The organism is candidate division Zixibacteria bacterium HGW-Zixibacteria-1 (assembly GCA_002838945.1).
Lineage (GTDB): Bacteria > Zixibacteria > MSB-5A5 > GN15 > PGXB01 > PGXB01.
This window is the reverse complement of record PGXB01000051.1, coordinates 1-26278: the sequence shown is the minus strand read 5'-3', so window position 1 is coordinate 26278 and position 26278 is coordinate 1. Positions and strand designations below refer to the sequence as shown.

24 protein-coding genes are annotated in these 26278 nt (G+C 46.6%); 17 read left to right on the top strand and 7 right to left on the bottom strand.

Features of this window, described 5'->3' with window-relative positions; translation table 11 throughout:
- Positions 1-470: 470 nt before the first annotated feature.
- From CVT49_14820 to CVT49_14785, 8 genes are all read left to right on the top strand, one after another.
- On the top strand, positions 471-1343 hold the full coding sequence (locus CVT49_14820; protein ID PKK82244.1) for a hypothetical protein: 873 nt from the start codon (positions 471-473) through the stop codon (positions 1341-1343).
- 305 nt (positions 1344-1648) lie between these two features.
- The gene (locus tag CVT49_14815; protein PKK82243.1) at positions 1649-1852 is read left to right on the top strand and encodes a hypothetical protein; all 204 of its coding nucleotides are present in this window, start codon (positions 1649-1651) and stop codon (positions 1850-1852) included.
- Positions 1853-2018: 166 nt separating this feature from the next.
- A complete protein-coding gene (locus CVT49_14810) occupies positions 2019-2561 on the top strand; it encodes a hypothetical protein (protein ID PKK82242.1) in 543 nt (180 codons plus the stop codon).
- Positions 2562-2706: 145 nt separating this feature from the next.
- The gene (locus CVT49_14805) at positions 2707-3435 is read left to right on the top strand and encodes a hypothetical protein (protein ID PKK82241.1); all 729 of its coding nucleotides are present in this window, start codon (positions 2707-2709) and stop codon (positions 3433-3435) included.
- A gap of 157 nt (positions 3436-3592) precedes the next feature.
- Positions 3593-4819: an 8-amino-7-oxononanoate synthase gene (locus CVT49_14800; protein PKK82240.1), complete on the top strand. Its 1227-nt coding sequence runs from the start codon at positions 3593-3595 to the stop codon at positions 4817-4819.
- An 11-nt stretch (positions 4820-4830) separates the two neighbouring features.
- Positions 4831-5961, top strand: coding sequence for an N-acetyltransferase (locus CVT49_14795; GenBank protein ID PKK82239.1), 1131 nt, complete (start codon positions 4831-4833; stop codon positions 5959-5961).
- Between the two features lies 1 nt (position 5962).
- The gene (locus tag CVT49_14790; GenBank protein ID PKK82238.1) at positions 5963-6499 is read left to right on the top strand and encodes a hypothetical protein; all 537 of its coding nucleotides are present in this window, start codon (positions 5963-5965) and stop codon (positions 6497-6499) included.
- Between the two features lie 193 nt (positions 6500-6692).
- Positions 6693-7949 carry a hypothetical protein gene (locus CVT49_14785; GenBank protein PKK82237.1) on the top strand — a complete coding sequence of 419 codons (1257 nt, stop codon included), beginning with the start codon at positions 6693-6695 and terminating at the stop codon, positions 7947-7949.
- 58 nt (positions 7950-8007) lie between these two features.
- Here CVT49_14785 and CVT49_14780 read toward each other — a convergent pair whose 3' ends face one another.
- Genes CVT49_14780 through CVT49_14760 form a run of 5 tightly spaced genes read right to left on the bottom strand, consistent with a single transcriptional unit; the run spans position 8008 to position 11560 of the window.
- Positions 8008-8523, bottom strand: coding sequence for an Appr-1-p processing protein (locus CVT49_14780; protein PKK82236.1), 516 nt, complete (start codon positions 8521-8523; stop codon positions 8008-8010).
- Positions 8498-9103, bottom strand: coding sequence for a phosphatase PAP2 family protein (locus CVT49_14775; protein PKK82235.1), 606 nt, complete (start codon positions 9101-9103; stop codon positions 8498-8500). The genes CVT49_14780 and CVT49_14775 overlap by 26 nt, the downstream gene beginning before the upstream one ends.
- A complete protein-coding gene (locus CVT49_14770; protein PKK82234.1) occupies positions 9096-10010 on the bottom strand; it encodes a hypothetical protein in 915 nt (304 codons plus the stop codon). The genes CVT49_14775 and CVT49_14770 overlap by 8 nt, the downstream gene beginning before the upstream one ends.
- Entirely contained in the window at positions 9994-10611 is a 618-nt protein-coding gene (locus tag CVT49_14765; GenBank protein PKK82233.1) for a YigZ family protein, read from the bottom strand. The genes CVT49_14770 and CVT49_14765 overlap by 17 nt, the downstream gene beginning before the upstream one ends.
- 7 nt (positions 10612-10618) lie before the next feature.
- A complete protein-coding gene (locus CVT49_14760) occupies positions 10619-11560 on the bottom strand; it encodes a hypothetical protein (protein ID PKK82232.1) in 942 nt (313 codons plus the stop codon).
- Between the two features lie 79 nt (positions 11561-11639).
- Here CVT49_14760 and CVT49_14755 point away from each other — a divergent pair, with 79 nt between their 5' ends.
- From CVT49_14755 to CVT49_14740, 4 genes are all read left to right on the top strand, one after another.
- A complete protein-coding gene (locus CVT49_14755) occupies positions 11640-12314 on the top strand; it encodes a hypothetical protein (protein ID PKK82231.1) in 675 nt (224 codons plus the stop codon).
- Between the two features lie 103 nt (positions 12315-12417).
- Positions 12418-13551 carry a hypothetical protein gene (locus CVT49_14750; GenBank protein PKK82230.1) on the top strand — a complete coding sequence of 378 codons (1134 nt, stop codon included), beginning with the start codon at positions 12418-12420 and terminating at the stop codon, positions 13549-13551.
- A gap of 128 nt (positions 13552-13679) precedes the next feature.
- The gene (locus CVT49_14745) at positions 13680-14915 is read left to right on the top strand and encodes a mechanosensitive ion channel protein MscS (GenBank protein ID PKK82229.1); all 1236 of its coding nucleotides are present in this window, start codon (positions 13680-13682) and stop codon (positions 14913-14915) included.
- 421 nt (positions 14916-15336) lie between these two features.
- The gene (locus CVT49_14740) at positions 15337-19026 is read left to right on the top strand and encodes a hypothetical protein (protein ID PKK82228.1); all 3690 of its coding nucleotides are present in this window, start codon (positions 15337-15339) and stop codon (positions 19024-19026) included.
- A 269-nt stretch (positions 19027-19295) separates the two neighbouring features.
- Here the strand turns inward: CVT49_14740 and CVT49_14735 are convergent, their stop codons facing one another.
- Positions 19296-21098, bottom strand: coding sequence for an elongation factor 4 (locus CVT49_14735; protein PKK82227.1), 1803 nt, complete (start codon positions 21096-21098; stop codon positions 19296-19298).
- Positions 21099-21114: 16 nt separating this feature from the next.
- Here CVT49_14735 and CVT49_14730 point away from each other — a divergent pair, with 16 nt between their 5' ends.
- The gene (locus tag CVT49_14730; protein PKK82226.1) at positions 21115-21843 is read left to right on the top strand and encodes a CDP-alcohol phosphatidyltransferase family protein; all 729 of its coding nucleotides are present in this window, start codon (positions 21115-21117) and stop codon (positions 21841-21843) included.
- 4 nt (positions 21844-21847) lie between these two features.
- Positions 21848-22774 carry a ribokinase gene (locus CVT49_14725; GenBank protein PKK82225.1) on the top strand — a complete coding sequence of 309 codons (927 nt, stop codon included), beginning with the start codon at positions 21848-21850 and terminating at the stop codon, positions 22772-22774.
- Between the two features lie 579 nt (positions 22775-23353).
- Here CVT49_14725 and CVT49_14720 read toward each other — a convergent pair.
- Positions 23354-23638 carry a hypothetical protein gene (locus tag CVT49_14720; protein PKK82224.1) on the bottom strand — a complete coding sequence of 95 codons (285 nt, stop codon included), beginning with the start codon at positions 23636-23638 and terminating at the stop codon, positions 23354-23356.
- Positions 23639-23962: 324 nt separating this feature from the next.
- Between CVT49_14720 and CVT49_14715 the strand changes: the two genes are divergently transcribed.
- The 3 genes from CVT49_14715 to CVT49_14705 are packed head-to-tail and all read left to right on the top strand — an operon-like array spanning position 23963 to position 25738.
- Positions 23963-24733: a hypothetical protein gene (locus CVT49_14715; GenBank protein PKK82223.1), complete on the top strand. Its 771-nt coding sequence runs from the start codon at positions 23963-23965 to the stop codon at positions 24731-24733.
- Positions 24726-25103, top strand: a complete 378-nt coding sequence (locus CVT49_14710) for a hypothetical protein (protein PKK82222.1) — start codon at positions 24726-24728, stop codon at positions 25101-25103. Before CVT49_14715 ends, CVT49_14710 begins: the two co-directional genes overlap by 8 nt.
- Positions 25100-25738 (top strand): hypothetical protein, encoded by a 639-nt coding sequence (locus CVT49_14705; GenBank protein PKK82221.1) that lies wholly within the window; start codon positions 25100-25102, stop codon positions 25736-25738. The genes CVT49_14710 and CVT49_14705 overlap by 4 nt, the downstream gene beginning before the upstream one ends.
- Positions 25739-26278 lie beyond the last annotated feature (540 nt).

Sequence of the window (26278 nt, the reverse complement as noted above, 5' to 3'; positions counted from 1 at the left end):
TCAAACTGCCGCCGCTTTTCTCCCATTATGAACACCTCCTTAACCATAATTATAATACCCCATGCTTAATCCAGTGTCCACTTTTTTGGGGGAACCTCACTCCTGACCTACCCCCGGCTCGGAAATAATTTTCCTCCGAGATCGCCGCTATTGATGTCTGGGATGTCGTTCGATGATGTCGTCAATAATATGACGATCCGGGACATACTTTTGTCCAACCCCGGCTTGAAATACCGGGATAAATCACTTCAGGCCTTCTCAGGTTGTTTCACTCCGCAGTGGTGGTTGAATTGATGTTACAGTATAAAAAGAATTGTAGATATATAATACTAATTAAAGATTTCATGTCAAGCAAAATTCGCCTGACTATTTTTGGATAATTTTAATAGACAAGTTCACGCCAACTTCCATTTACTTATTAAGAATATAGCGCGTAATTACTTTTGGGCAATTGTCGGGAGCGGTGAAAAATGAGAATCTTCAAAACCATTCCATTATTTATTATAATGGCCGTTCTATCCGGCTGCGGCGATACCACCACCGAGGTCGTGCCGGTCAAAATTCCCGACAGCAGCGCTACCGTTATCAGAGTCCCGCGTGATGCTTCCACCATCCAGGCCGCTTTAGATATTGCCGACAATCTCGACACCGTCCTGGTTGCCGACGGCACCTACCAAGGCGACGGCAACCGGGACATCGATTTCCAAAGCAAGTCAATCATTTTGCGCTCCGAAAACGGCCCCGCTTTTACCACCATCGACTGTGCCGGATCTGCGAATAATCAGCATTGCGGATTGATAATAACCGGCCGCGCCAACGATGCCGTCGTCGATGGCTTCACCATAAAAAACGGCTATATCAACAGCGGCGGCGGTCTGCGGATACAAAGCTCATCAATCACTGTCCGCAATTGCGTTATCGCTTATAATGTCGCCACCACCAGCGGCGGCGGGGTCTGGTGTAAGGGCTCCGACCCCGCTTTTATAAACTGCACTTTTGTCGGCAATTCGTCCATGGCCGGTGGAGCCATTTTCGTGCTGGGGACATCTTCGCCAACCCTCACCAACTGCATTGTTGCCTTCTCGGAAGAAGGGGGCGGCATCTATTCCAATGAAAGCAGCAGCCAACCGACGGCTGTTTGTTGTAATGTTTTTGCCAATCTTGACGGCAACTACGCCGGAAGCACCGCCGACCAGAGCGGAATTAACGGCAATATTGATCTGGACCCTCAATTTTGCGATCAGGAATCGGGCGATTTCGGGCTCCAGGCCTCATCACCCTGTCTTCCGGCCAATAATGGCTGCGGTATTTTAATGGGGGCTCTTCAGTCAGGCTGCCGTTGACAGCGGGAAAAGGCATAATTTCGAAAAAAATCGTAATTTGCCCACCCAAATGGGTCGATTATGAGTAAAAAGGCCGCAAAATATGCCTCAAAATCCCCCCGGACACCCGATTACGCTTGTTTTTTCTGAACTTTTTAGTAAATTCTGTGGTTGTTATAATAAAAGTGGAAGGGTAATTTTTTATGCTCAAGATAAGTGACATAGCAAGTGTCGAATTACAAAAGGTTCTTGATTCGGAAACTCAGAAGAACAAGAACTTGATTCTATATTTTATGGGCGCCGGCTGAAGCGGTCCATCTTTGGGAATGGCTCTGGATGAGTCAACGGAAGGTTTGGAAGAGCTCAGCTCGAATAATATCACCGCCTATATTGATCCTAAATTACACGAGTACATTTCTCAAATCGGCGATATCAATATCGACTTCGTAACCAATGAAATGGGAAGTGGCTACGCCATCAAAATCGGCGAAGCTGACTGCAGCCAGGGTGGTTGCAAGGGCTGCGCCTGATCTTTGTCAGAGTAAAAATGACCAAATACGGTCGGCATTTTTCGTTGCCGACCGTATTATTTATAGAGGGCTGGGGCAAAATATGAAACAATCTTATGATTTTTTATGTTTTGCCGATAAAGAGGAATAAATAAGTGTTGTTTTTCAAGAAAAATGGAGTAGTAGCATGAGAAGGTATCTGCCGGTCTTTTTCGTTTCTTTATTAGTCGCCGGAAACATATGGGCCCAAGAAAGTTCCGAAAAGGAAATTGCCAATAAGGCGCGTATTATGGTCACCATAATTAATAATACCGAGTGGCCCGGTCAAAGTGGAACCGGTGAAGATACTTTTACCATTTCCGTTATCGGGCAGCCGAAGTTTATCGAAAAACTGAAACAGCTTGCCTCCCAGGAATTGAAGGCGATTAAAAATATTACGGTCAGATCGGTGACTGTCGATGATGACATATCGCAATCCAACGTGGTATTTATTGCCGATGGCGATCTTTCTCTCCTGGCCAAAGTCCTGAAAAAGGTTGAAAATCAGCCCATCCTGACCGCCAGTGATGTTAAGGGGTTTGCGCGTTACGGGGTTATTGTCGAGCTGGAGTCGGCCAAAGACGGCGGCGGCAATGTTGAATATTTGATAAATAAGATGGTTCTGAGAAAATCCGGCCTTAAAATGAGTGAGGATGTCGTCAAAAAGGCCCATAAAACATTCGGCAAATAGAATTATCAAGATTTCCCTTATGCCATTCGGATAAATGCCGGATGGCATTTTTCTTTTTAAAGGAGCCCGCTTTACATATATTTGCTATATTGAATTTTAAGACTCAATTGCATAAGTCATTTTCATTAAAAACGGGGAGCTTAAAATGATCCGCGATTATGAAGATGCTTTTGGCCATGCCATGTACGATTATCTGCATGGCAAACCCGGCCACGAGGTGGTTGAGCGGGAGGATGGCTACGTCGATATTTCCGCCGGCCCCGCCCTATACTTGTCGCAGTACAAAGATTGGCCCGATCATTATAAAAAGACCATGAACCGTATTAAAGGAAAAGTCCTTGATATCGGCTGCGGTGCCGGGCGAATTTCTCTGTATTTGCAGACTCGTGGTTTCGATGTGATCGGAATCGACCTCTCGCCGAATGCCGTCAAAACATGCAAAGAGCGGGGGCTCAAAAAAGTGAAAGTGATGTCCATTACTCAAATCAATAAAAAGCTGGGGAAATTCGATTCACTTGTTATGTTTGGCAATAATTTTGGCCTTATGGGTAACTTCAACCGCGCCCGATGGTTGCTTCGGAAATTCAGAAATATTACAAACCCCGGGGCGCGGATAATTGCTGAATCCCTTGATTATGCCGATACGAAGGAGCCGCATCATCTTCAATATCAAAAACTCAACAGAAAACGCGGACGTATGGCAGGCCAGATGAGACTTCGTATCAGGTATCTGAATTACAAAACCCCATGGTTCGATTATTTATTCGCGACCCATGACGAAATGAAACTTATTGTAATGGGAACAGGCTGGGAGGTTGAGGATTATATAGACTCCGCGGACCCGCATTATATTACAATTTTCAAAAGGGTGTAAAAGGATCTATAAGCGATTCCCCTATCGGCGAAGCACGACAATGAATGCCAATGACTTAACCTAACGAACCGGAAAGAATTCAATACATCATTTTGCTTGACATAAATATTGCATTTGGTTAATATTCTTGTTTATAAATTAAAAAGAGGTGACCGAATTGGAGACCAAGGATACGACCGTGAATAAACGAAGCGATCTATTTGACAAATGTATTAATTTTACCGCCGCACACGAAGTCAGAGCGGCCGGACTATATCCCTATTTTAACGCCATTTCTTCGGAACCGGGTGATGAAGTAACCATCGGCGGTCGCAACCTCATTATGATCGGTTCCAATAATTATCTTGGTCTGGTCAATGACCCCAGGGTCAAAGAAGCTGCGGCCAATGCCGCCCGAAAATACGGATCAGGATGCACCGGCTCGCGTTTCCTTAACGGGACCCTGGAACTTCATATCGAACTTGAAGCAAAACTGGCCCGTTTTTTCAAAAGGGAAGCGGCCCTCGTTTATTCCACCGGTTTCCAAACCAATTTGGGAACTATCTCCAGCCTGGTGGGAAAGAATGATGCTCTGGCCATTGACCGCTCCGTACATGCCTCTATTGTCGATGGCTGCCGTTTGTCATACGGAAAAATCGTCAAATTCGCGCATAATGATATGAAGGACCTCGAACGCGTTCTAAGTAATCTTGTCGAAAATGGTCTCCGGGGTGGAATACTTATTGTTGTCGACGGCGTTTTCTCGATGGAAGGCGATATAATCAACCTTCCCGATCTGGTCGCCGCCGCCCGGAAAGTCGGCGCCAGGGTAATGGTTGATGACGCCCATTCGGTCGGCGTTTTGGGCGAGGGTGGACGAGGCACGGCGGAACATTTCAATATGATCAATGATGTTGACATAACCATGGGCACTTTTTCGAAATCATTTGCATCCTTGGGCGGCTTTATTGTCGCTGATGAAACCGTGATTGAATATGTCAAGCATTTCGCCCGCGAACTTATCTTCTCGGCTTCGATTCCGCCGTCAAATGTGGCCGCGGTAATCAAGGCCCTGGAGATCATTCAAAACGAACCGGAGCGACGGCAGAATCTCTGGAAAAATACGCATAAAATGCACCGCGAATTCCGAAATCTCGGGTTCAACATCGGCGCCACCCAAACCCCGATTGTCCCGATATATATCGGTGAGGATATGGCGACTTTCACTTTCTGGAAAGAATTATTCGAAAACGGCGTTTTTGCCAATGCCATTGTCTCTCCTGCAGTTGCGCCCGGTAATTCACTGTTAAGAACCTCATATACGGCTACTCATACCGACGAGCAGCTTGACCGCGTTCTGGAAATATTCGCCAAAATCGGCAAAAAACTTGGTATTATATCCTGAGTTTCAGATAAATGTCTCAAGAAGTAAATGTCATCGAAGTCGAATCGTCGAAACTACTAAACACATTTATTACTCTCCCGTTTAAACTCTATAAAGATGACCCGAATTGGGTGGCCCCTTTGCTGATCGAGCGAAAGGAGTTTTTCAATAAAAAGAAAAATCCGTTCTATCGCGGGGCCAAGACGAAACTTTTTATCGCCATGAGGGAAAATGAACCGGTCGGCCGCATTGCCACCTGCATCAATTATAATCACAATGTCTTCCACAGTGAGCATGTCGGCTTCTTTGGCTTCTTTGACTGTATCGATGATTATGATGTTGCCGCCAAACTGCTCAAGGTGGCTATGATTACTCTGAAATCGGAAGGCATGGAAAAAATGCGCGGACCAGCCAACTTCTCCACCAACCATGAGGTTGGCTTTCTGGTCGATGGTTTCGATTCTCCTCCGGTTATCATGAATCCGTATAACCCGCCCTACATTCCGAAACTCGCCGAGAAATTCGGCCTTAAGAAAGTCATGGATCTCTACGCCTTCATGATGACCGATGAATTACCGCTCTCGGACCGGATTCTGAAAGTCGTTGAGCGAATCAAGGAGAGAAATAAAGTCACTATCAGGCCGCTTGATCTTTCTCACTTTGACGAGGAATTAAAAAAAATCAATTACATATATAATAATGCCTGGTCGGATAATTGGGGTTTTGTGCCGATGCCCGAAGAGGAGTTCTATCATATGGGCAAGGACCTCAAACAGATTGTCGATCCTGATCTGGTTCTGATTGCGGAAATAGACGGAGAACCGGTCGGTTTTTCGATGGCCCTGCCTGATATGAATATCGTCCTGAAAAAGCTGAACGGCCGCCTATTCCCGTTCGGCATGCTAAAACTTCTCTGGCATATGAAAATCCGCCGCAAAATCGACGGCGTCAGGGTGATGACCATGGGCGTGGTGCATAAATATCAAAAACGGGGCATCGATAACGTCTTCTATGTCGAGACCTTCAACCGGGGAACCGCAAAAGGTTACAAATGGGCCGAATTATCGTGGATCCTTGAAACCAACGAATTGATGTGTCGCGCCGCTGAAAGTCTCGGAGCCAAACTATATAAGAAATATAGAATGGTTGAAATGCCGCTTTGACATGAAAACAAGAATTATCATAATTGCTGTATTGATTCTGGCAGTCGCCATATCCTGCCGAACCAGGCTTAAACCGATTCTGTTCGAACTCGATGGTGAGAATCGCGTTACACTGAACCAGAAGGAAACCTGGTACCAGGTCGGTTATGACCTCTATAATACTGCAACCGGAAATCCTCTCGTAAAAGGCGATGGCATTATTCTGGTCTCCAGCCAGTATGCCCGGCATCCCGAGCGCAATGAAATTCAGACCGGTTTGTTCAAATCGGCCGGCGAAATTGAGTACCGCCTCTTTATCCCGCTCCTGTTTATTAATGAGGGGGATTCTCTCGATATCGGCGGGAAATCGGTCTGCCGGCTGATAGGATTATATGAAATGGCCGACAGCCTGAAACATTATGATTGTCGGCAAGGCTATCTTAAAATCGATACCGTCAAATCATCTCGATTCAGCGCGTATATGTCTGGGAAATACTTCAATTCCGAAAATGATTCACTTGTCCTTGAAGGGCGTCTCAACGCCGTCAAGAAGAAATAGAATAATCACCATCTCCTGCTTAAATAGCTTTTCCACCCTTCAGGATACTCTCCGAACCCGATATTAATTGCCTTGACAAATTGGACTAATAAAGTATAATTATTATTGTACCTTTGAATATTGTCTGAATTCTTGCATACAAAATTTTGCCGCACTTTCGGCATAAAATCAAACTTTGCCGCAGGAGGGCCAGATGAGAAAAAGTTATAAGATTCGGCCGTCAATATTTTTTCTTTGTTTGATCCTAACGCTATTTCTTTGGGGCAATGAGGCTTACGCCACATTTTCAATTGTCGCCGTCGATACCGTCACCGGCGCCGTCGGCGGAGCCGGAGCCTCATGTATCAACAATTGCGAGATAATCACTGACCTTATTGAAGGCATCGGCGGGGTGCATACCCAGGCCAGCTACCTGGCCGGCAACCAGGCCAATGCCCATGCCCTCATGCTGGCCGGTTTGACGCCCGATTCGATCATCGGCTGGCTGGCCGCCAATGATGTCGAGGGCATGCCTTTCTATCGCCAATACGGCGTGGTCACCCTGGCCGGAAACGGCGCCTCAGCCGGCTACACCGGAGCCGGAACCACCTTCTGGCGGGGCCATATTACCGGCCCCGGTTATGCCATCCAGGGCAACATTCTGCTCGATCAGCAAATCGTCGATACTATGGAATACGCCTATTTGAACACCGACGGCCCGCTCGAGGAGAAACTGATGGCGGCCCTTGAAGCGGCCAATGTCCCCGGCGCCGATACCCGCTGCATGTCCTGCAATAAACCTGCGATTTCAGCCTTCATAAAGGTGGTACATCTTGGCGACGGCGGGACACCATACCTGTATCGACTGGTCACCAACACCGTTTGCGCTCTAAACCCGGTGGATTCGCTCAGAGTTTTGTATGACAACTGGATGGCGCTGCGCTATGCTGATGCCGACCAGTCAACCGTAACAGTCTCCTCGGATCATCTCGGCGGCAATACCGATGACTCGGCTTTGATTACCGTCACCCCCCTGAATCATACCGGACAACCGCCGACCAATGGTGTCAATGAGGTTATTATAACCAATTTAAGCTATATGGGACCCATTTCTGAAGTTGCTGACAATGGTGACGGCACTTATTCGGCCTGGCTCCATGCCGACGACGACTACTGTTCGAAGGACACCATCTTTGTTTCGATCTCTGCCGGCGGACAATTAACTGACGTTAACCAACACCCCACTATCTATATGTATGAATGCGCTGATGCCAATCATAATTGTGCCATCAATATCCTGGATGCAACATATCTAATCTCTTACTTATATAAGGGAGGTAATGCACCAATTCCTCTGGAATCCGGTGATATAAATGGAAATGGAAGTATCAATCTTCTCGATATATCCTACTTGATTAATTACATGTACAAAGGCGGACCGGGTCCGGTTTGCCCGCCGCTCATACTATAGTAATGGAATTTAGATGCCGGGATAAATATGCAACACGGACATGCATGTCCCGGCATTTTTATTTTTTATCGTATTTATTAAGTTCTGAGGCGAAGGCCTCATAAGCGGAAATCCCGAACAGGACAAAGACAACTCTCTCAAGCGATTTAAACTGCGGTTCTAGGTCTTTCACCGCCCCGATCATTTTCTCGGCGCATTTATCTAGCGGAAAACCGCCTACCCCGGTACCGATTGAAGGAAAGGCTATCGACTTGAGACCAAGCCTGTCCGCCAGCAAAAGCGAATTCCGGGTGACTTCATAGACGATATTTTCATTTGTGCGAAGATCCTGCCCCATGCCGGCGGCATGAATGATGTATTTGTATGGCAATTTCCCGGCTGTTGATTCCACCGCCTGGCCGACTTCAATCGGCCCTTTCGACATGGCATCTTTCTCGATCTCAGAACCGCCTTTGCGCTTGATGGCCCCGGCCACACCGGAACCCATCCAGAGATGATTATTGGCGGCATTGACAATCGCCTCGGTATCGGCCTCGGTGATGTCACCCTCAACTACTTCGATTTTGATCGCCATTGATATCACCTCCCCAATCTTTTTTCGCCGCTATTTTCTTTTCATAAATAAAATTGAACCCATGACCGACCGCCCACCCGGACAATGTTCCCAGTGCCGCCCCCACCAGAATATCGGCCGGGTAATGCACCCCCACAAAAACGCGCGACAGCGCCACCACGATTGCCAGCGGGATCAAATATTTGGTCGTCGGCCGGGCAATCTCGCGAAACAGGTACGCCTGACCGAAAAGATTGGCGGCATGCGACGACGGCATCGAAAAACCGGAACCGCACCCGACCAGAAGATGCACCTCCATGTTCCAGCAGGGCCGTGGGCGCTCGAAAAGCGGCTTCAGAACCGCACTCGAGAGCTGATCGGTAATCGTCACGACTATCAGCGAAGCTATTATCGCCAGTCTGAGCCGCTTATCACCTTTCCACAGAATTACGCCCAGACACAGGCCGTAAAATATTTTGAGATGCAGATCAATTGTCACCAGCGGCATGAAAAAGTCAGTCACCGGATTGGCGATAGTCGTGTTGATAAAGAAGAAAACCGCCCGGTCAATTGAACCCAGCCAACAAATCAGGTCAAGCATAAGTCGGCCTCTTCTTTTTTAGAAAGTTCATCGCCTGCCTGTAATTCGGGATGCCGGTCCGACCTCCCGGTTTCGTGCACTTGATCGCCGCCACCGCCGATGCGAATCTCAGTCTCTCCGACAAACCCCACCCCTTCAACAAGCCGAAAATGTAGGCGCCATGATATGAGTCCCCGGCGCCGGTTGTATCCACCGTCTTTACTTTGTATGCCTTCTGGACCACAAAACCGGTTTCTTCACTGTAGCCGATGGACCCTTTTACTCCCGAAGTCACCACAATTGTCCCTAAACATATCTTTTTAAGTCTCTCGACTGCAGTTTTGGGCCGTTTTGCATCGGTAAACGGCAAAGCAAAATCCTCGGCCACCACCAGATGATTGGTCAGCGGAATCAATTCCGAAACATCATTACGCATCGATCCGACGTCAAATATAACCGGAATATTATTCATCCGCGCCCACCGGGCCAGTTTGAGACAGGCCGGCATATAGCGCCCATCAAGATGCACCGCCCGCGTCTTTGGCAGATTCTTATAATTAATGTCTTTAAAGTCTATGCTAATATTTAAATCGAGGACTATTGTCCTTCGTCCGCCGACTTTTTCTATCCATCCCGCCGCTATTGCGGTCGGCTTTCTTTTTTCTACCAGATAAGAAGTATCAACACCCTCTTTCTGCAACTCTTCTCTTACATATCTGCCGAAAACATCCTTTCCGATCGGCGCAATTATTCCCGGCTTCATTCCCAGCCTCGCCAGTGTCACCATCGCCGTCGGTATCGGCCCGCCGCCCTGTATGGTAGTGCCTTCGGCATCCACCTTGGCCCCCGGATTCGGGTACCGCCCGACCTGCATCAGCAGATCAACCGGGGCGATTCCCAGTCCCAGGCAATCAAGAACCTTGTTCAAATTTTATCCTTCCGGATGTACTATCAACCAGATTTTCCCTCAGTTTATCTATCAGCGATAACCTCAATTCGACCGTCAACCTGACGATGTCGGAAAAATCGGACTCGATTACCTTCGCCCCGAACTGGTGGATAATTCGCTCGACCAGGTTATAGTCGGAGAACTGCATTTTCATCGAAATACTTTCGGTTATATACTTTTCCACGACACCGGCGGCGTCAATTGCCCGGGCCGCCGCATCCGAGTATGCATGTGTCAGACCGCCCGTGCCGAGTTTTACGCCGCCGAAATAGCGCGTCACTATTACAATCAGGCTGGTCAGACTTTTGCCCTCGATCTGATCATAAATCGGCCGGCCGGCTGTGCCCGACGGCTCGCCGTCATCCGAATACCTGAATTTCATCTCTTTTCCAATGCCGACTCGATATGCGAAACAATTATGTGTGGCATCATAGTATTTCTTTCGAAAGTCCGCGATGATTTTTTCCGCATCCTCGACACTCTCGCACTCACGCGCCCGCCCGAAAAACTTCGATCCCTTAATTTTTATCTCGATTTCCGATGATGTCTTGATTGTAAAAAAACTGTCGGCTGTTTCCATAACAACTCTACACCAGCGACTTAAGGATTAGGTCGACACCGTCTTTCAAAAAGATCGGTATCGCACCCATTTTGACAATTTTCTCCACCCCGGAATTATCCCGCCCCGGAGCATCACAACCGTCGAGCAATATAAACATGATTTTGCCGAGTTGATGGCAAAAGGTAGCCGCGTCAATTGTCCCGCTCGAATCGGGCATGACCTCGCAAATTACCACGGCCTGTGATAAACCGACTATAAGACGGTTGCGAGCCATCAGCCGCCCCGTCGAAACGCCGCTGTCAGGCGGATATTCGGAAATCAACGCGCCATGTTTGGTGATCTCCTCCGAAATCTCGCTATGCTCTTCCGGGAAAATTTTGTTAACGCCGGAGCCAAGCACGGCATAGGTCCGGCCGCCGCCGCGAAGCGCCCCGATATGCGCCGAAACATCAATGCCCCGCGCCAGTCCGGATACCACCGAGACCGATTTTTTGGCAAACAGGACACCGAGATCGACCGCATATGTGACACCCTCGGCGGTAGCTTTATGTGAACCGACCATGGCCACTGTTTTCTCTCCCTGCGCCGGCAGCGTTCCGCGGTAAAATATTATGGGCGGCGGATCGTTCAATTCCTCCAGCATAGCCGGATGATCCGGATCAAAGGTAGTACTGTACCTGGTGTTTTTAGATTCCAGCGAATTAATAAAGGCTTCCGCTTCATCCAGATGCTGACTGCTCTCGAATATTTTCACCGAACGCTTGGCTCCCAAGCCTTCAATGGTCTCAAGTTCGCTGATCTCGGCATCGTGAATTGCCTCCGTATTCAAAAACCTGGCCAATAATGCCCGGAATATCCGCGGGCCGGCCTCGCCATACTCCCTCAAGGCCCAAATTCGGGCCGCCTGTGAATATTTCCCTATATCATTCATAAAAGGGAAGTTAAAACCTTGAAAATATATTGTCAATCAATATGCTGACACTTTTCCGAACACAAATATACTTGCATTGGCCATTTCGATATGTAATAATACCGTATCAGTGTAAATGATTACGGAAAAAAGGAGATGGATTATGCCTGCTGATGACGATGACAAGAAGATAATCATCGAAGCCATCAAAAACGCTTCATTTAAAGTATCCAATCTTGAGAAATTCTATAACTCCAGAGGAGAAGAAATTCCTGTCAAACCGGTCCTCTGGCTCTGCCGCTGCGGCGCTTCCAAAAATAAACCTTTCTGCGATGGCACCCACAAAAGCAGCGGATTCAGCGATGAAAAAACCGAACACCGTCTTAAAGACCGCTGGAGAGACTATTCCGGGCAAAAAATCATTGTTCATGACAACCGCTCCCTTTGCTCCCATTCCGGGGTCTGCACCCGCGGACTTTCGGCCGTTTTCAACACCGCGAAAAGACCATGGATTCATCCCGATGGCGCTCCGGCCAATGATGTCGCTGAGATTGTAAAAAAGTGCCCTTCGGGAGCCTTAAGCTACACCATCGACGGCGCCAGGTATCCCGAATCCGAGAGCGAAGCGGCGGTAATAATAAGCAAACATGGCCCGCTCAATGTTACCGGCGGCATCGAATTCAAGGATGAGCACGGCGAAAAACCGGCCTCGGTTGCCAGATATTCCCTTTGCCGCTGCGGCGCCTCGAAAAATAAGCCGTTTTGCGATGGCTCTCACCTGGAAGTTAAATTCCGTGACGAGAATAACTGACAAACCGGAGCAAAAACATTAAGCCATTTGAGGAGATTGCCGACTTATAGAGAAATTCATGGGATAATTTGTTGACAAATTTGGCCAAAATTGTATAATAATTATGAAAAATTCTTCAATTGTCCGCCTTATGCAGATACGAAATAAAGAAACTTGGCTGCTGATTATAATCTTCCTGGCTCTTTTTATGTCTGTTTTTGCGGGAAGTGACGCCTGGGCCAAGAAAAAAGTTGTCTGTGAATATTGCGGAGAAGGCATCAATGGGCAATATGTCCTGATCGACGGGCATTATTTTCATCCGGTCCATTTCAAATGCTCCAATTGCGGCACCCCCATCGGCCATACCACGTACCATAAAAAAGACGGTAAATATTTCTGCGAGAAATGCTTCGATAAGCTTTTCGCCCGGCGCTGCACTTTCTGCGGCGGTGTCATCGATCAGGGCGGAATTATCGTGGGTGGATTTAATTACCATGAAAAATGTTACAATGAAAATATCGCCAAACGTTGCGCCGTCTGCGGTGAAATCATATTTGATGATTTTTATTTGGATTATTGGGGCAATGCCTATCACAAAAAACATCTCGACAGCCTGCACCAGTGTCGATATTGCGGCCGGCTGATAAGTGATAAAACAACCAATGGCGGCCTTGTATATGATGATGGTCGTTATGTCTGCAACTTGTGCCGGCGTCAGGCCGTTAATGATCCTTCGACCGCTTTGATCCTGCTGGACACGGCCCTTATTTTTCTCAAAGCAGAGGGCATAGACATCAGGGCGGAAAATATAAACTTCCATCTGGTCAATCGTGACGACCTGATAAATATATCCGGTCAGGACATTGAAATGCAGGAAGGCTACACTATCTGCGACGAAACCAGTATCGGCTCGGATATCGTCGAACGCAGAATTGACATATACATTCTTGGCGGCAAACCACGGGAGCATTTTATCGGAGATGTCGCCCATGAGTTGATGCACTGCTGGTTATGCTCCAATGCCCCAAAAAACATCGCAAGCGCTCTGGCTGAAGGCAGCTGCAATTATGCCTCTTTTCTCGCCTTGAAGCACTTGAGTGAGCCGTACGCCGGATATATTATAAGTAATTTAAATATCAATAATGATCCCGATTACGGTGAAGGTTTCAGGCGGGTCAGGAAACTGGTCGAGAACAATGGCGTCGAATATTGGCTCTATCACCTGAAACAAAACAAAGATTTCCCCTCAGGATACTGATCCGGTCTGCGTCCGAAAATTCGGGATCTGCAAAGACCCCTTCATTTTTCATTAATTAAACCTGTTTTTTTATTGTCATCCTTCTACTAAATTGCTATAAATTTACTAATAACATTAAGGGAATATTGATGGATATAACTATAAATGACTGGCTGCTGCAAAACGGAGTAAGTGACTGGCTCGCCCATTATTTGAGTTGGGCCGGAGTTATCCTGGCGGTCGCGATTCTGTCCTTTATTTCAAACTATATCGCCAAAAAATTTCTGCTGGTCGGTATAACATATTTCGTTAAGAGATCCAAAACCAAATGGGATGACGCCCTTCTGCAGCGCAAAGTATTTACCCGCCTCTCGCATTTTGCACCCGCCCTGGTGATATATTTTACCGCCTACCTGTTTGGCCCCGCCAAAGATGTCATCCAGCGCATGGCCCAGGTTTACATGGCACTGGCCGGAATACTGGTAATAAATGCTTTTCTTAATGCCGTTGTCGATATCTACCAAAACTTCGCAGTATCAAAACAGAGACCGATTAAGGGATATGTCCAGGTGGCCCAGATTATTCTGTTCACATTTCTGGGTATTATTGCCATTTCAACTATAATGGACAAATCTCCCTGGCTATTACTGAGCGGTTTTGGAGCCATGACCGCCATCATTCTGCTGATCTTCAAGGATTCCATTCTCGGCCTGGTGGCCTCGATCCAACTCTCCGGCAACGACATGGTCCACCTGGGCGACTGGATCGAAATGCCCAAATATGGCGCTGATGGCGATGTTATCGATATCACCCTGACGACCGTCAAAGTGCAGAACTGGGACAAAACCATTACCACCATCCCGGCCTATTCATTGATTTCCGATTCATTTAAAAACTGGCGCGGCATGGCCGAATCGGGCGGTCGAAGAATTAAACGACCCATTTATATCGATATGAACAGCATTCTGTTTTGCACACCATCGATGCTTGACCGCTTCGGAAAATTCCAGTTGATATCGGAGTATGTCAAATCCCGGCGTCAGGAAATCGCCGAGTATAACAAACAGCATAATATCGATACTTCGGAATTGATCAACGGCCGCAATATGACCAATGTCGGGACTTTTCGCGCCTATATTGCCGCCTATTTACGAAACCACCCCAAAATTCATCAGGAAATGACTTTCCTTATCAGGCATCTGCCGCCCGGCCCCACCGGTTTGCCGATTGAAATATATGTTTTCAGCAACGATCAGGTTTGGGCCAATTACGAGGCCATTCAAGCCGATATTTTCGACCACATTCTGTCAGTGGTGCCGCTTTTTGATTTGCGCATCTTCCAAAACCCCACCGGCCATGACTTTAGGACTATAACTAATATGTAAAACCCTATCATATTTGACTGCAATATCTTTGTTGCCACCATTTCCCAAAGATTGACGAAATACAAGTATAATTGTGATAATTCCACAATTTATTTAGAGTAGTACATCAAGTTCCCAGAAATCAGGAATAGTCTATGCTTTTCATTGTACTATTGCCCTAAAAACGGGTATAGTTAGATTTGTTTTAATTATTATTTCCTTGACAAATATCTCGATTTTCTTTATTATTTAATCATAACATCGGCATCTTGAAATACTCAACTTGGAAAATCCGATATATTTTTATCTTTAGCTGTTGGTCTATTTTATTATAGGCAATCTCTTTAATACCAGAGTTCAACATTCATATCAAAGATAATCGGCTGCATCTTTCATCTGGAGGCAGCCAAAAATTGATTTACTTCCAACTAAAGGAGGATTTATGATGTCAAGCTCCGGCAAATCGAGAATTATTCTTATGGTGATTTTCGATTTAATGTTTATCATGCTCATGGTATGCCTGAGCGCAGGCATTTCGAATGCGGAAGCAATGTTTCCAAGCCCTGGTCCCGATAATAAGGTGGTCTTGCTTCCTGCCGAGCGAATCGAGCTCTCAACTGAAAAATCCATGACTGACTCAAGCGGCACTCGTGCCCCCTGTCATATTCAGCGTTTTTATGGTGATACCGAAACATTATATTACTGGCCCATGCCATACAATCCTTATGAAATAACCGAATATGCCGTCCGCTTTAACACATGTGATGCCGAAACGTTGAAGACCATAAGTTTTGCCGTTTTCGATCCGGAAGATGGCACTTTTGGCAACGATGACATCATTGTCAAGATATTTGGGGACAATGGCTTTGGCTTACCGGATTTATCGAATAATATTGGCAGCTTCACAATTCCCCCCGGTGTCTATAATGCATATCCGGCAATGACTTCGCTTGACGTTTCGGCATATGCTTTGGTCTTGTTGGGGAATTTCCATGTTAGCTTATCCTCGAGCGGCGCGAGCGGCGAATACGAGAGCATCCTGTCTGATGATGGTATGGTCGGATCCAAGCGATCCTCCATTCTTATGAACGGCCAATGGTACTCCGGTCAAGACATTATCCCGTATGATGTTAACTTTATCATTGAAGTTGAGATGTGCCTTTCATGTTACAAGAGCGCGGCCGCATCCGATTATATACAGACTTCTCCCAACGGTGAACCCCCTGTGCTCAGCACAAATAACATTCCATCGCACACGATGGCGTATAGGCTGCTGACCCTTGACAGCGTTTGGTTTAAGCATAACGGTGATGGGGTGGGAAAAAGTGAGGTTTTTGCCTATGGCTCGGTCGGGCCGTATGCCTTTGGCGGCACAGGATTTCCAAATTATGTACAAAATTGGCAGGAAGGTGATGTGCCTAATGACAGGCTAAAAATTAAAGAGGCGCGACGCCATGGTAAGAAAAAATGCGTAAGTGATTTTTGCACTAGCGACTTTCATGAGAAGTGCCATTATTATCCTATGGGGAAAAGAATTTATGAAGAACTGGCGCCGTCGGGATTTTTTGTAGGCGACGACGCTGACTTCACTGTTGATGTACATACTGCATTTAAAGATTATAATAAACCATCCAAAGAGTACATCGAGGCTGGCGCGGCACTAATCAAGGCCTTTCTCAAATGCTATGCCCTTTTTGCCGATATTGGCGGTGCATCTTTAGATGACTGCGCCAAGGCCATAACCGATGCAGCCGAGGCTTTTAAGAAACTGGATGAGGTGTCATATACTCATAAACCCAGAACAATCGGTAAGCATGAAGTTCTTATAGATATAACCAAAACATGCTGGGAATTTGCATTAGACTACACAATTGGCGGTCATGAGGCGCGCATAAAATATAGTTGGTATACTAAACAACTTACCAACAAAGGTAACAGTTATCCTGATAAACTTATTTCTCAGATTGGTGACTCTGTATCAATCGATGAGCTTTCTCACTACAGTTATGCCCGTATTAACGGCAACCAACTCAAATGCCGTACCTGGGTTAATGGGACCAGTTTGCTTAATGCCGATCCCTCCATTTGGGGTTCTCCCGGTACCAGGGAATTTATATTTGCCATTGATGGCGACATGAATCCGGCTACCGGATGCACTGAAGGGTATCCTTTATGCGGCGCTGATTGTATTATCTCCGTGCTTCAAAAATTGGAGAATAATAGCCTTGCCGTATATGATACAATTTATTGCTGGGATGAAACATGCTGTCCTTTGGGACCCCGCTGGGTGGCAAGCACTGAAAAGCCATATGACTTGTTTGTCGGCAATATGTGGGTCGAGATAAAAGCAAAACTGGAGGATGTCGGTGTTACCAGCTCGGATATGGCCTCATGGGTGGTGCTGAAAAAAAATGGAATCACCATGAGTACCGCTCCTGATGACGTGTGCAATAAACGTTTGCCGACTGAATATGTGCCGGATATCATCTGTCCATCGGTTGTCAATTCCTTTTATCTTCCGGATGATGACAGGTACCAGATCATTTTCGATGAACCTATGTTGATTCAACCATCCGATGTGACATTGATACCTTCAATCAACTTCACTGTTAGTTTTGATGAAACGGGAAGGATCCTCTACATCGATCCGGTTTCATTCTTCCCGGCTGGAATTTATGAGGTCCAACTCGCCGCTACTGTAACTGATCTGGCAACACCCGGAAACGGGCTCGATAATGATTTTGACGATGTCTGCGGTGATTCTTTCTTCGATATATTTTGCGTAGAGGACAAGGATTTTATCCCCAGTGATGCTTCGGGCAATTTCTGTGATTTATTTGGTTCCGGTGATCCAATTTATGTATCCGGCACAGGATTTCCATCGGGATCTTATTATTTGTATCTGGTTATGCCTGAAAATATCGAATTTGAGGGCTCGAAATTTATCGATCAATCTACTGATGGAAAAAACCCGGCTTCAGGACCAAGTTTGACTGGTTTCAATATCGGCTCGGCCCTTCGCGATGATGAGTACTGCGCCGTCGCGGATTTAAACTCTGATGGTATTTATCAGTATTCGGATCGTGTTGTAGGACTCTGTGATATAGGATTCTTAGTCGGAGACCCTTGCGAGAACACTCTTAACTGTATGGTTTTCTGGCTGCCATTCGATGAGGCCCAGGATGCCGAAGCATCTGTTGATATTATGGAAGCAAATAACGCCATCCATCATGGGACCCCTACGGCAGTTTCCGGAGAGGTAAGAGGCGCCTTAAGTTTTGATGGTATTGATGATTATGTCGAGGTGCCGGATGATGAACTGCTGGATATAACCGAGTTATTGGATGAGACGGGAGATTTTTCGATTGATTTTTGGATAATGACCACTGATGCTACCGGGGTGAGTGTCCTCCTGGACAAGAGAGAAAGTTTTCCCAATATACGGGGTTATTCCTTGTATCTTTATAATGGTAGTCTCGGCTGTCAGATGGCAGATGGAGTCGGAACTCCAGCCTATACCAACTTTACATCAAGTGCTTCTGTCGCCACCGGGTTTTGGACACATGCTGCAGTGACTGTTGATAGGGATAAGGTTGATGGCGGAAAGTTCTATGTCAATGGCGCCCTCGCTTATACTTTCAACCCGACCTCTGAAAATGGTTCATTGGAAAACGATGCGCCGTTAAGAATCGGTTGTGAGTCCTTCTCTCTTGTTGATTTCTTTTCGGGTAATCTTGACGAACTATCGCTTTATGCATGCGTGCTCACTCCCGAAGAGGTCAATGCTATATACACGGTCGGCAGTCTTGGCAAATGTTGTAATGACTCTACCGTTGATCTTTGTAGTTGCTTCGTGGCTGGCAGTTGCGGGTCTGTATGCGACTGCAGGCCGGGCGAAGCAAGAAATGACTCTCTTTACAACATACTTGATATTACTTACCTAATAAGCTATTTGTACAAAGGAGGCTTACAACCCGCCCCATATTTGATATGTTCTGGCGATGCCAACTGTAATTGCGTTGTGAACATTCTTGATATTACCTTCCTGATCAACTACATATACAGGAGCGGTCTCCCCCCCTGCACCTGCGAAAATTGGCTTAACAACTGTGGAGCTCCTTTGCATAAATAGACCATTTAATTCCTTATGCCACTAAAAAAAGGGCCCGTCAACAACGGGCCTTTTTTAATTGTCTCCGATATAATCATCGCTCTGAGGGCGATTTTGCTCAGGAAAGACTGCCAAAATGTTGCAAATCAAAGACATTCATGTGGACAACCTGTTGAAATGTTGTGTCATTGTTGAAAAATCCCTGTGGATAAGTCGATTTTGGGGCCTGTGAGCTGTTTTTCTTATGATGGCTAGGCCAATATGGAAAAATTGAGAGAATCTATGGTCGGTTATTCATCAACTTGCAGAGCGGCCAGGAAGGCTTCCTGGGGAATTTCTACCCGCCCAATCTGTTTGAGACGTTTCTTGCCCTCTTTTTGACGCTCAAGCAGCTTCCTTTTTCGGGTAATATCGCCCCCATAGCATTTGGCCGTGACATTTTTTCGCAGCGGCTTGACCGTCGCCCGGGCAATAATCCGGGACCCGATCGCCGCCTGAATAATTACCTCAAATAGCTGCCGCGGAATAAGTTTACGCAGTTTCTCAGTCAGGTTTACACCGTACTTATAGGCCTTTTGCCGATGAATGATGACCGAAAGCGCATCCACCGGCTCCGCATTAATCAAAATATCAAGTTTGACCAAATCCGATCGCTGATAAAACGGCAACCCGTAATCAAGCGAGGCGTAGCCTCTTGAAATCGACTTCAACTTATCATAAAAGTCAAAAATAATCTCCGAAAGCGGAAAAGAATAGCTCAAAACAGCCCTTGTCGAGGTCGGATACTCGGTATTTTGATAGATTCCGCGCCGTTCGGTGGCCAGCCTCATGACCGATCCGAGTGATTCCGGCAGGGTAATTATCTGCGCATTCACATAAGGTTCCTCGACATGATCGATCTGCCCCGGTTCCGGCATGTCGGACGGCGAGTCCACCACCACCTTCTCGCCCGTAACGGTAAGCGCAAAATACTCCACATTGGGGACAGTGTTGATAATTGTCTGGTCGTATTCCCGGGACAGCCGCTCGGTGACAATTTCCATGTGCAACATCCCCAGAAAACCGCAGCGAAAACCGAAACCAAGGGCCGTTGATGTTTCCGGTGTGAAAGCCAGTGAAGCATCGTTCAACTTGAGTTTTTCAAGCGCATCCCGCAGTTCGGTGTAATTTTCGGCAATAGCCGGAAAAAGCCCCGAAAAAACCATCGGTTTGACCGCCACAAAACCGGGCAGCGGCTCCGAAACGCCCCCCTTGGCCAGAGTGATGGTATCACCCACCCGCGTATCCGACACATCCTTCACTCCGGCATATATATAACCGACTTCCCCGGTTTGGAGATGAGGCAGCGGAATATTCGTCAGTCGCCGGCAGCCGACTTCATCCACCTCGAACTGCTTCCCGTGCGAGAAAAACTTAATCAGATCATCTTTGGACACCGAACCGTCCACCACCTTCACATAAGCGGCCGCGCCGCGATAGGCATCATAAGCCGAATCGAAAACCAGCGCCTTAAGCGGTTTGCCGGGATTTCCCACCGGCGACGGTATCCGCTCGACAATCGCTTCAAAAAGTTTATCAACACCCTGGCCGGTCTTGGCCGAAACATGAATAATCTCTTCTTCTTTACAGCCGATCAGGTCAATTATCTGGGCCGCCACCTCTTTGGGCTGGGCCGCCGGAAGATCGATTTTGTTAAGCACCGGAATTATTTCCAGGTTATTTTCAATGGCCAGAAACAGGTTCGATACCGTCTGCGCTTCCACTCCCTGAGCGGCATCGACCACCAGCAAAACCCCCTCGCAGGCCGAAAGGGCACGGCTGACTTCATAGGTGAAATCGACATGGCCCGGAGTATCGATCAGGTTAAACTGATAAATCTTCCCGTTTTTTGCTTTATAAGCCAGCCGGATCGCGTGCGCCTTGATGGTAATACCGCGCTCGCGTTCCAGGTCCATATCATCAAGCACCTGCGACCGCATCTGCCGATCCGAGATCGTCTTCGTCATTTCGAGCAGACGGTCGGCCAGAGTCGATTTGCCATGATCGATATGGGCAATAATCGAAAAATTTCTTATCAGTTTCTGTTCTTCCATATCTTCCTTCAAGCGGATGCAGAAAATACGCTTAACAAAGCCTTTTGTCAATCGTTCATCGCGGTTATTTATCCCCGTTTATTGCTTGACTTTCTTTTTCACAGGAATATATTTCTCAACGAAATCAGGGAAGATTATGGTGGAAATAAATAAGAAGAAACGGGCCTTTTACGAGGCATACTCAATCGGGTTGGGAAAACTGGGCCTTAAACTGGGCCTGACCCCCAACATTCTTACCGCAATCTCCTTCATCTGCGCGGTGATATCGGGAATTTACTTCTGGAAAGGGGAAATCTGGTGGGGCATTATCTGGATGATCCTCAATTCCTTTACCGATATGCTCGACGGCTCCACTGCCCGCGCCGGAAATTTGGGCACCGTCTTTGGCGGTATTCTTGATCACGTCTCCGACCGCTACGGCGAATTCCTGATTCTGGCCGGCATCACCATGTCAAAACTGGTTCATCCCGGATGGGGGCTGTTTGCCCTGTTCGGCATGATTATCGCCAGTTACACCCGTGCCGCCGCCGAATCGATCGGCAAAATGGATAACTGCGCCGTCGGTATCATGGGCCGCCTGGAGAAATTCCTCGTCCTTATCATCGGCGCCATGCTGCAAAGATATTTTCCTGGCTATCGGCCGCTCGAGATCGCGCTCATCATTGTCGGAACAACTTCATATATCACCTCCGTTCAGCGGCTGGTCTATGCCAAGAAAGTGCTGAAGGACAAAAAATCGGTGTAAAGTCATGATTACTGCCATCGGCAATCCTGTTTATGATTATATAAAGACCCAGAAAATCGAAACCGAGGGCCGCGTCCTGTCCGGATGCAGCACCAATGCCGCGCTGGCTCTTTCCCGGCTTGGCGAAAAAACGCGGCTGATCGGCGCTATCGGTGATGATTTCAAGGATGATTTCGTCGGTCAGTTGGACCAGCTCGACATCGAATCGGTCATTGTCGATTCGAAAGAATCGGGCGGCTTTTCGCTGATCTATTACGATAATTTCGGCAACCGCACTTTGGACCTTCTCGGTCGCGCTTCCGATATCGGCCATATCGACCCGAAGCTGTACAAAGACTCCAAAGCCGTCCTGATCGGGCCGATACTCGGCGAAGTTTCTTTCGATGAAATCAAAACCATCCGCAAAAATTTCGACGGTTATTTCTTCTGTGATCCGCAGGGGCTATTGCGCAATGCCGATGAAGACAAACGGATTTATCATGAAAAAGTTGACGGGATCGAAGATGTCCTCGGTCAGTTCACCGTCGTTAAACCGAACGAACTCGAAGGCAAGGTGCTGACCGGCATCGACTGCCGCGTGGATCCCTATAAAGCGGCCGGGATGATCAAGAGCTGGGGGCCGGAAATAGTCATCGTCACCCTGGCCGAACTCGGCTCGGTAATTTTTGACGGCCATAAATTCATCGAGATCCCCCCCTATCAAATAAATTTGCTCGACTCGACCGGCGCCGGCGACACGTACATGGCCGGGTTCACGTTCGAGTACCTCCGCACCGGCGATCTGCGTCAGGCGGGATGTTTTGCATCATGCGTTTCGTCGATTATGATCGAGCAGGTCGGCCCCGATTTTGTGATGACCGAAGCCGAAGTGCGCCGCCGCCAGAAAACGCTGCTCGAAAAAACCGATTTCACCGTCGCCCTGTCCCGGTAGAAACAACAGAGATTGCCAATTCAATAATATAATAGCAATGTGACGGCCGCGTCGCTTAGCCTCGCCACATTAATGTCGTGTCAGGTCTTGTCGAAGACCCTGAATTCATGAAGGGATTTCCGGATGCTAATCGGGGAATTGTGACCTGACACATGTATTTATTCTGTGGGCGACCCACCGCGGCGAATCCACGCCTGTCTCCTGATTACATATGCTAATGCGTAGCAAATCACCATCAAATTATTATCGTTTTTGCAGTGTTTTTTGCGAAAATTTTCTTGTACTAGATACCATCTCATTTGCTTACACGGAATTGGGTTCGTTTTCCCATTTTTAAAGTTTCGACTTCATTTTGTTAGTAAAATTGGGCGCAATGGCGCCTTTTGGCCTTGGGCTTGCCGATGAGAAGCTGAATGCCTGGGGAAATTGATGGATTCAGCGTAGGGACAGGGCAGTGCCCTGTCCGCGTTTGATGAGAACGGACAGGACGGTGTCCTGTCCCTACGGCATAAATACCATCAAAAGGCGGATCGTTATCAACCCCACGCATAGCCTCAGCAACCCATATTTTTAACGCACTCATAGCCATAACAGAAGAAACACTCCTCTATAATACCCCCCGGACGGAATTACCATCAATTTGATGTGGTTTTTGCAGTGGTGCCCCGCAGCTTGCCGCAGGTCCTGAAGAAGGAAGGGCTGTGGGTTTGTCTGCCCCAACTTTCCCCTTGCCATTTCCTCAAAACCGTTTATCTTGCCTGAGTGGATAACCACATCATTGAATGACAGCCCGGGTAGGTCAGGAGCCTTGTCCGGAGCCCGAAGGGCGACGGATTTCGAGCGAAGCGAGAAAGCTCCTGACAATGCTGTCCGACATCTCGGCAAAAGTCCACAAATGATAAATATTGGAATAATGGTAGGTCGGTGTTCCGAGCGCATGAGCCCAGCGAATAAGCAAAATATGCAATATTTTGCCAATATTAATTGACTTTAATATTCGACAGTTGGTGCATTCGTAACTTGGCAAGACACGCAATAGAATCGTTTGATCGAGATATGGAACAAAATTCGACTAATAAGGTATATTTCTCTAGGGCAGTAAAAGAAATTGACATCATATTATATATATTATAGCTTGATATTTTACGAAATACGATTGATTAATTGGGTTTATGAATAGGAGCATGAATGGCTAAGGAATTAAAAAATAAGCCATTGGTTGAGGCAATATTAGAAATACGATGGGCTCTACAGAAGAGTGAGCATGGTTGGGATACTGACCCTTATTATAAGATTTTACTGGGTAGACTTTATGATAGAATTATAAAGGAATATCCGGCGGATGAGCAGCTTCAAACCGCAAATATTCCTGAAGAAATATTGGGTAGGGCAGTCCTACATCGTTTTAGAGTAAATCATAATAGTTGGCCGTTGATTCAAATAGGTCCTGGCGTTATGACTCTAAATTCCACAGCTGATTACTCATGGAGTGATTTCTATACAAGAGCGGCGGATGCAGTTTCTATACTTTATGATGCATATCCAAAACCATCGGAATTGTTTATTACAAATTTGATTCTACGCTATATAGATGCAGTTGAATTTAATTACACTGAACATAATGCATTTCAATATATAAGGAAATATTTAAAAGTTAATTTTGAATTGCCACCAAACCTTTTTGAATCAGGCATTGAGAGTCGGCCTGATACGTTTAGTTTGCACACATCACACAAATGCAGTAATCCTGCCGGAATGGTAACCATGCGCTTTGCCTCAGGAAATAGGGATGACTCCCCTGCAATAGTATGGGAGACAATAATGGAATCAGCAGGAAAGGATATACCGAAAATGCCTGATTCTTTTAAAGATTGGATCAGATCGGCACATGTAATAACAAGCGGATGGTTTTTTAAACTAATAGAAGGGGATTTGGAGGGGAGATTTTCAGGTGAGTGACTCATGCACTGTTGAAACAGGTGTTCGTGCGATTGATACGGACGATTCTGCTACCGGTCATTGGATACAAGATTCAACATCTCGTCCATGGCGGTTAAGGAAAATCCCGAGTAAGGTAAGATTTACACCCATTGTCATTTCATTTCTTTCTGCACCTGCCACTGCAATTAATGATATCTGGTATTATGAAAATAAAAACAAATCCGCCGTTGTAACAGTACAGTCTTTCGAAGAACGGTTGGGTCAGCTATTATCTTGGTGTGACGCGTTGGCAATTGCGGGCCGCGTCCTTAAAAGGGCTGAGAGTGAACGGATAGATTTTATTTTTCAAGAGGCATTGCGCGGTATACAGTGGGAGGATGACAATTGATTTACGAATTTCCCGATTTATCAGAACCATTGCGCCAAGGTGATATATTTATTAGGTTACCGCGAATTGAAATTTCATTAAAGGAAATTCTGCTTGCTGAAGAATTTGGTCCACGACTCATTAGTTGGGATAAAATAGCTAGTACTAGTGAACCAATTAGCTTAATCTTGCAAGTAAGACCAGTTATTGGTATTGTTGCGTCTCAAGACTGTGATGCCCGCAGAAGCAGAGATATTACACTATGCGAAATAAGAGATTTTAAACAAGTCGAGGGCAAATGCAAGGATACATCTTCATCAAAAAGCTGGAAGACCATTATCACTCAACATGCACGAATAAATCAGAAGTGGTTTTATTTGCCGCCAGATGAAAAGGCTGGGCTATTGGATAAAATGGCGGTAGATTTCATGGTAACTTTGCGGATACCACGAGAAGACCTTGAGGCTATGAGGTCATTAAGGAAGGCCCGTCTTAATAAAATAGCACGAGATCATTTTCGCGAGCGAATATCAGAATTCTTTAGGCGATATTCTTACAATGAATGGTACGCTTTGAATAAAGAGGAGTTGAATGCCTATTTATCAGAATATCCAGACACTACTCCTTATGAATGGCAAAAAAGGGAATCCAATTAATTAGCCGACATTGATCACATTTTCTGCTATAGCCCGAGTAGGTCGAAACTCATGTCGAAGACCCTGAGCCCTGTCAAGAGAGCGGGGCGAAGGGCGGTTTCAACATCTTTTTATTTCGATTTTCATCAATCAATCGTCAAAACCTCCTTCGCTTCGCAAAGGATCTCAGGCACCCTATACTATTCAGGATCATAATCCTTGTGATCGGTCGGTCCTCAGACCGACCGCGGCGGGTTTGAGAACCCGCCGATCACTTTATTCCATGATTTGCTTTTGATTTCATTCCCTTACAAAAACACCACCACTTTGATGGTAAATGGGTCATCGGGGGGTATTATAGAGGGAACATTATATAATTATGGCTATGAATGTGTCAAAAATGTGGGTTGTGGATTTCTTGAAGGCGAAGAGAATAGGCAGGATCACTCATTCCGCCAAAGACGGAATATCGGATCCTTCCCTTGTATCTTATTCTCAAAGGAATTGATATATTAAAGCGGACCGGGATGAAACTGTTCCTTCCCTCAGGTTTTTAAGCCT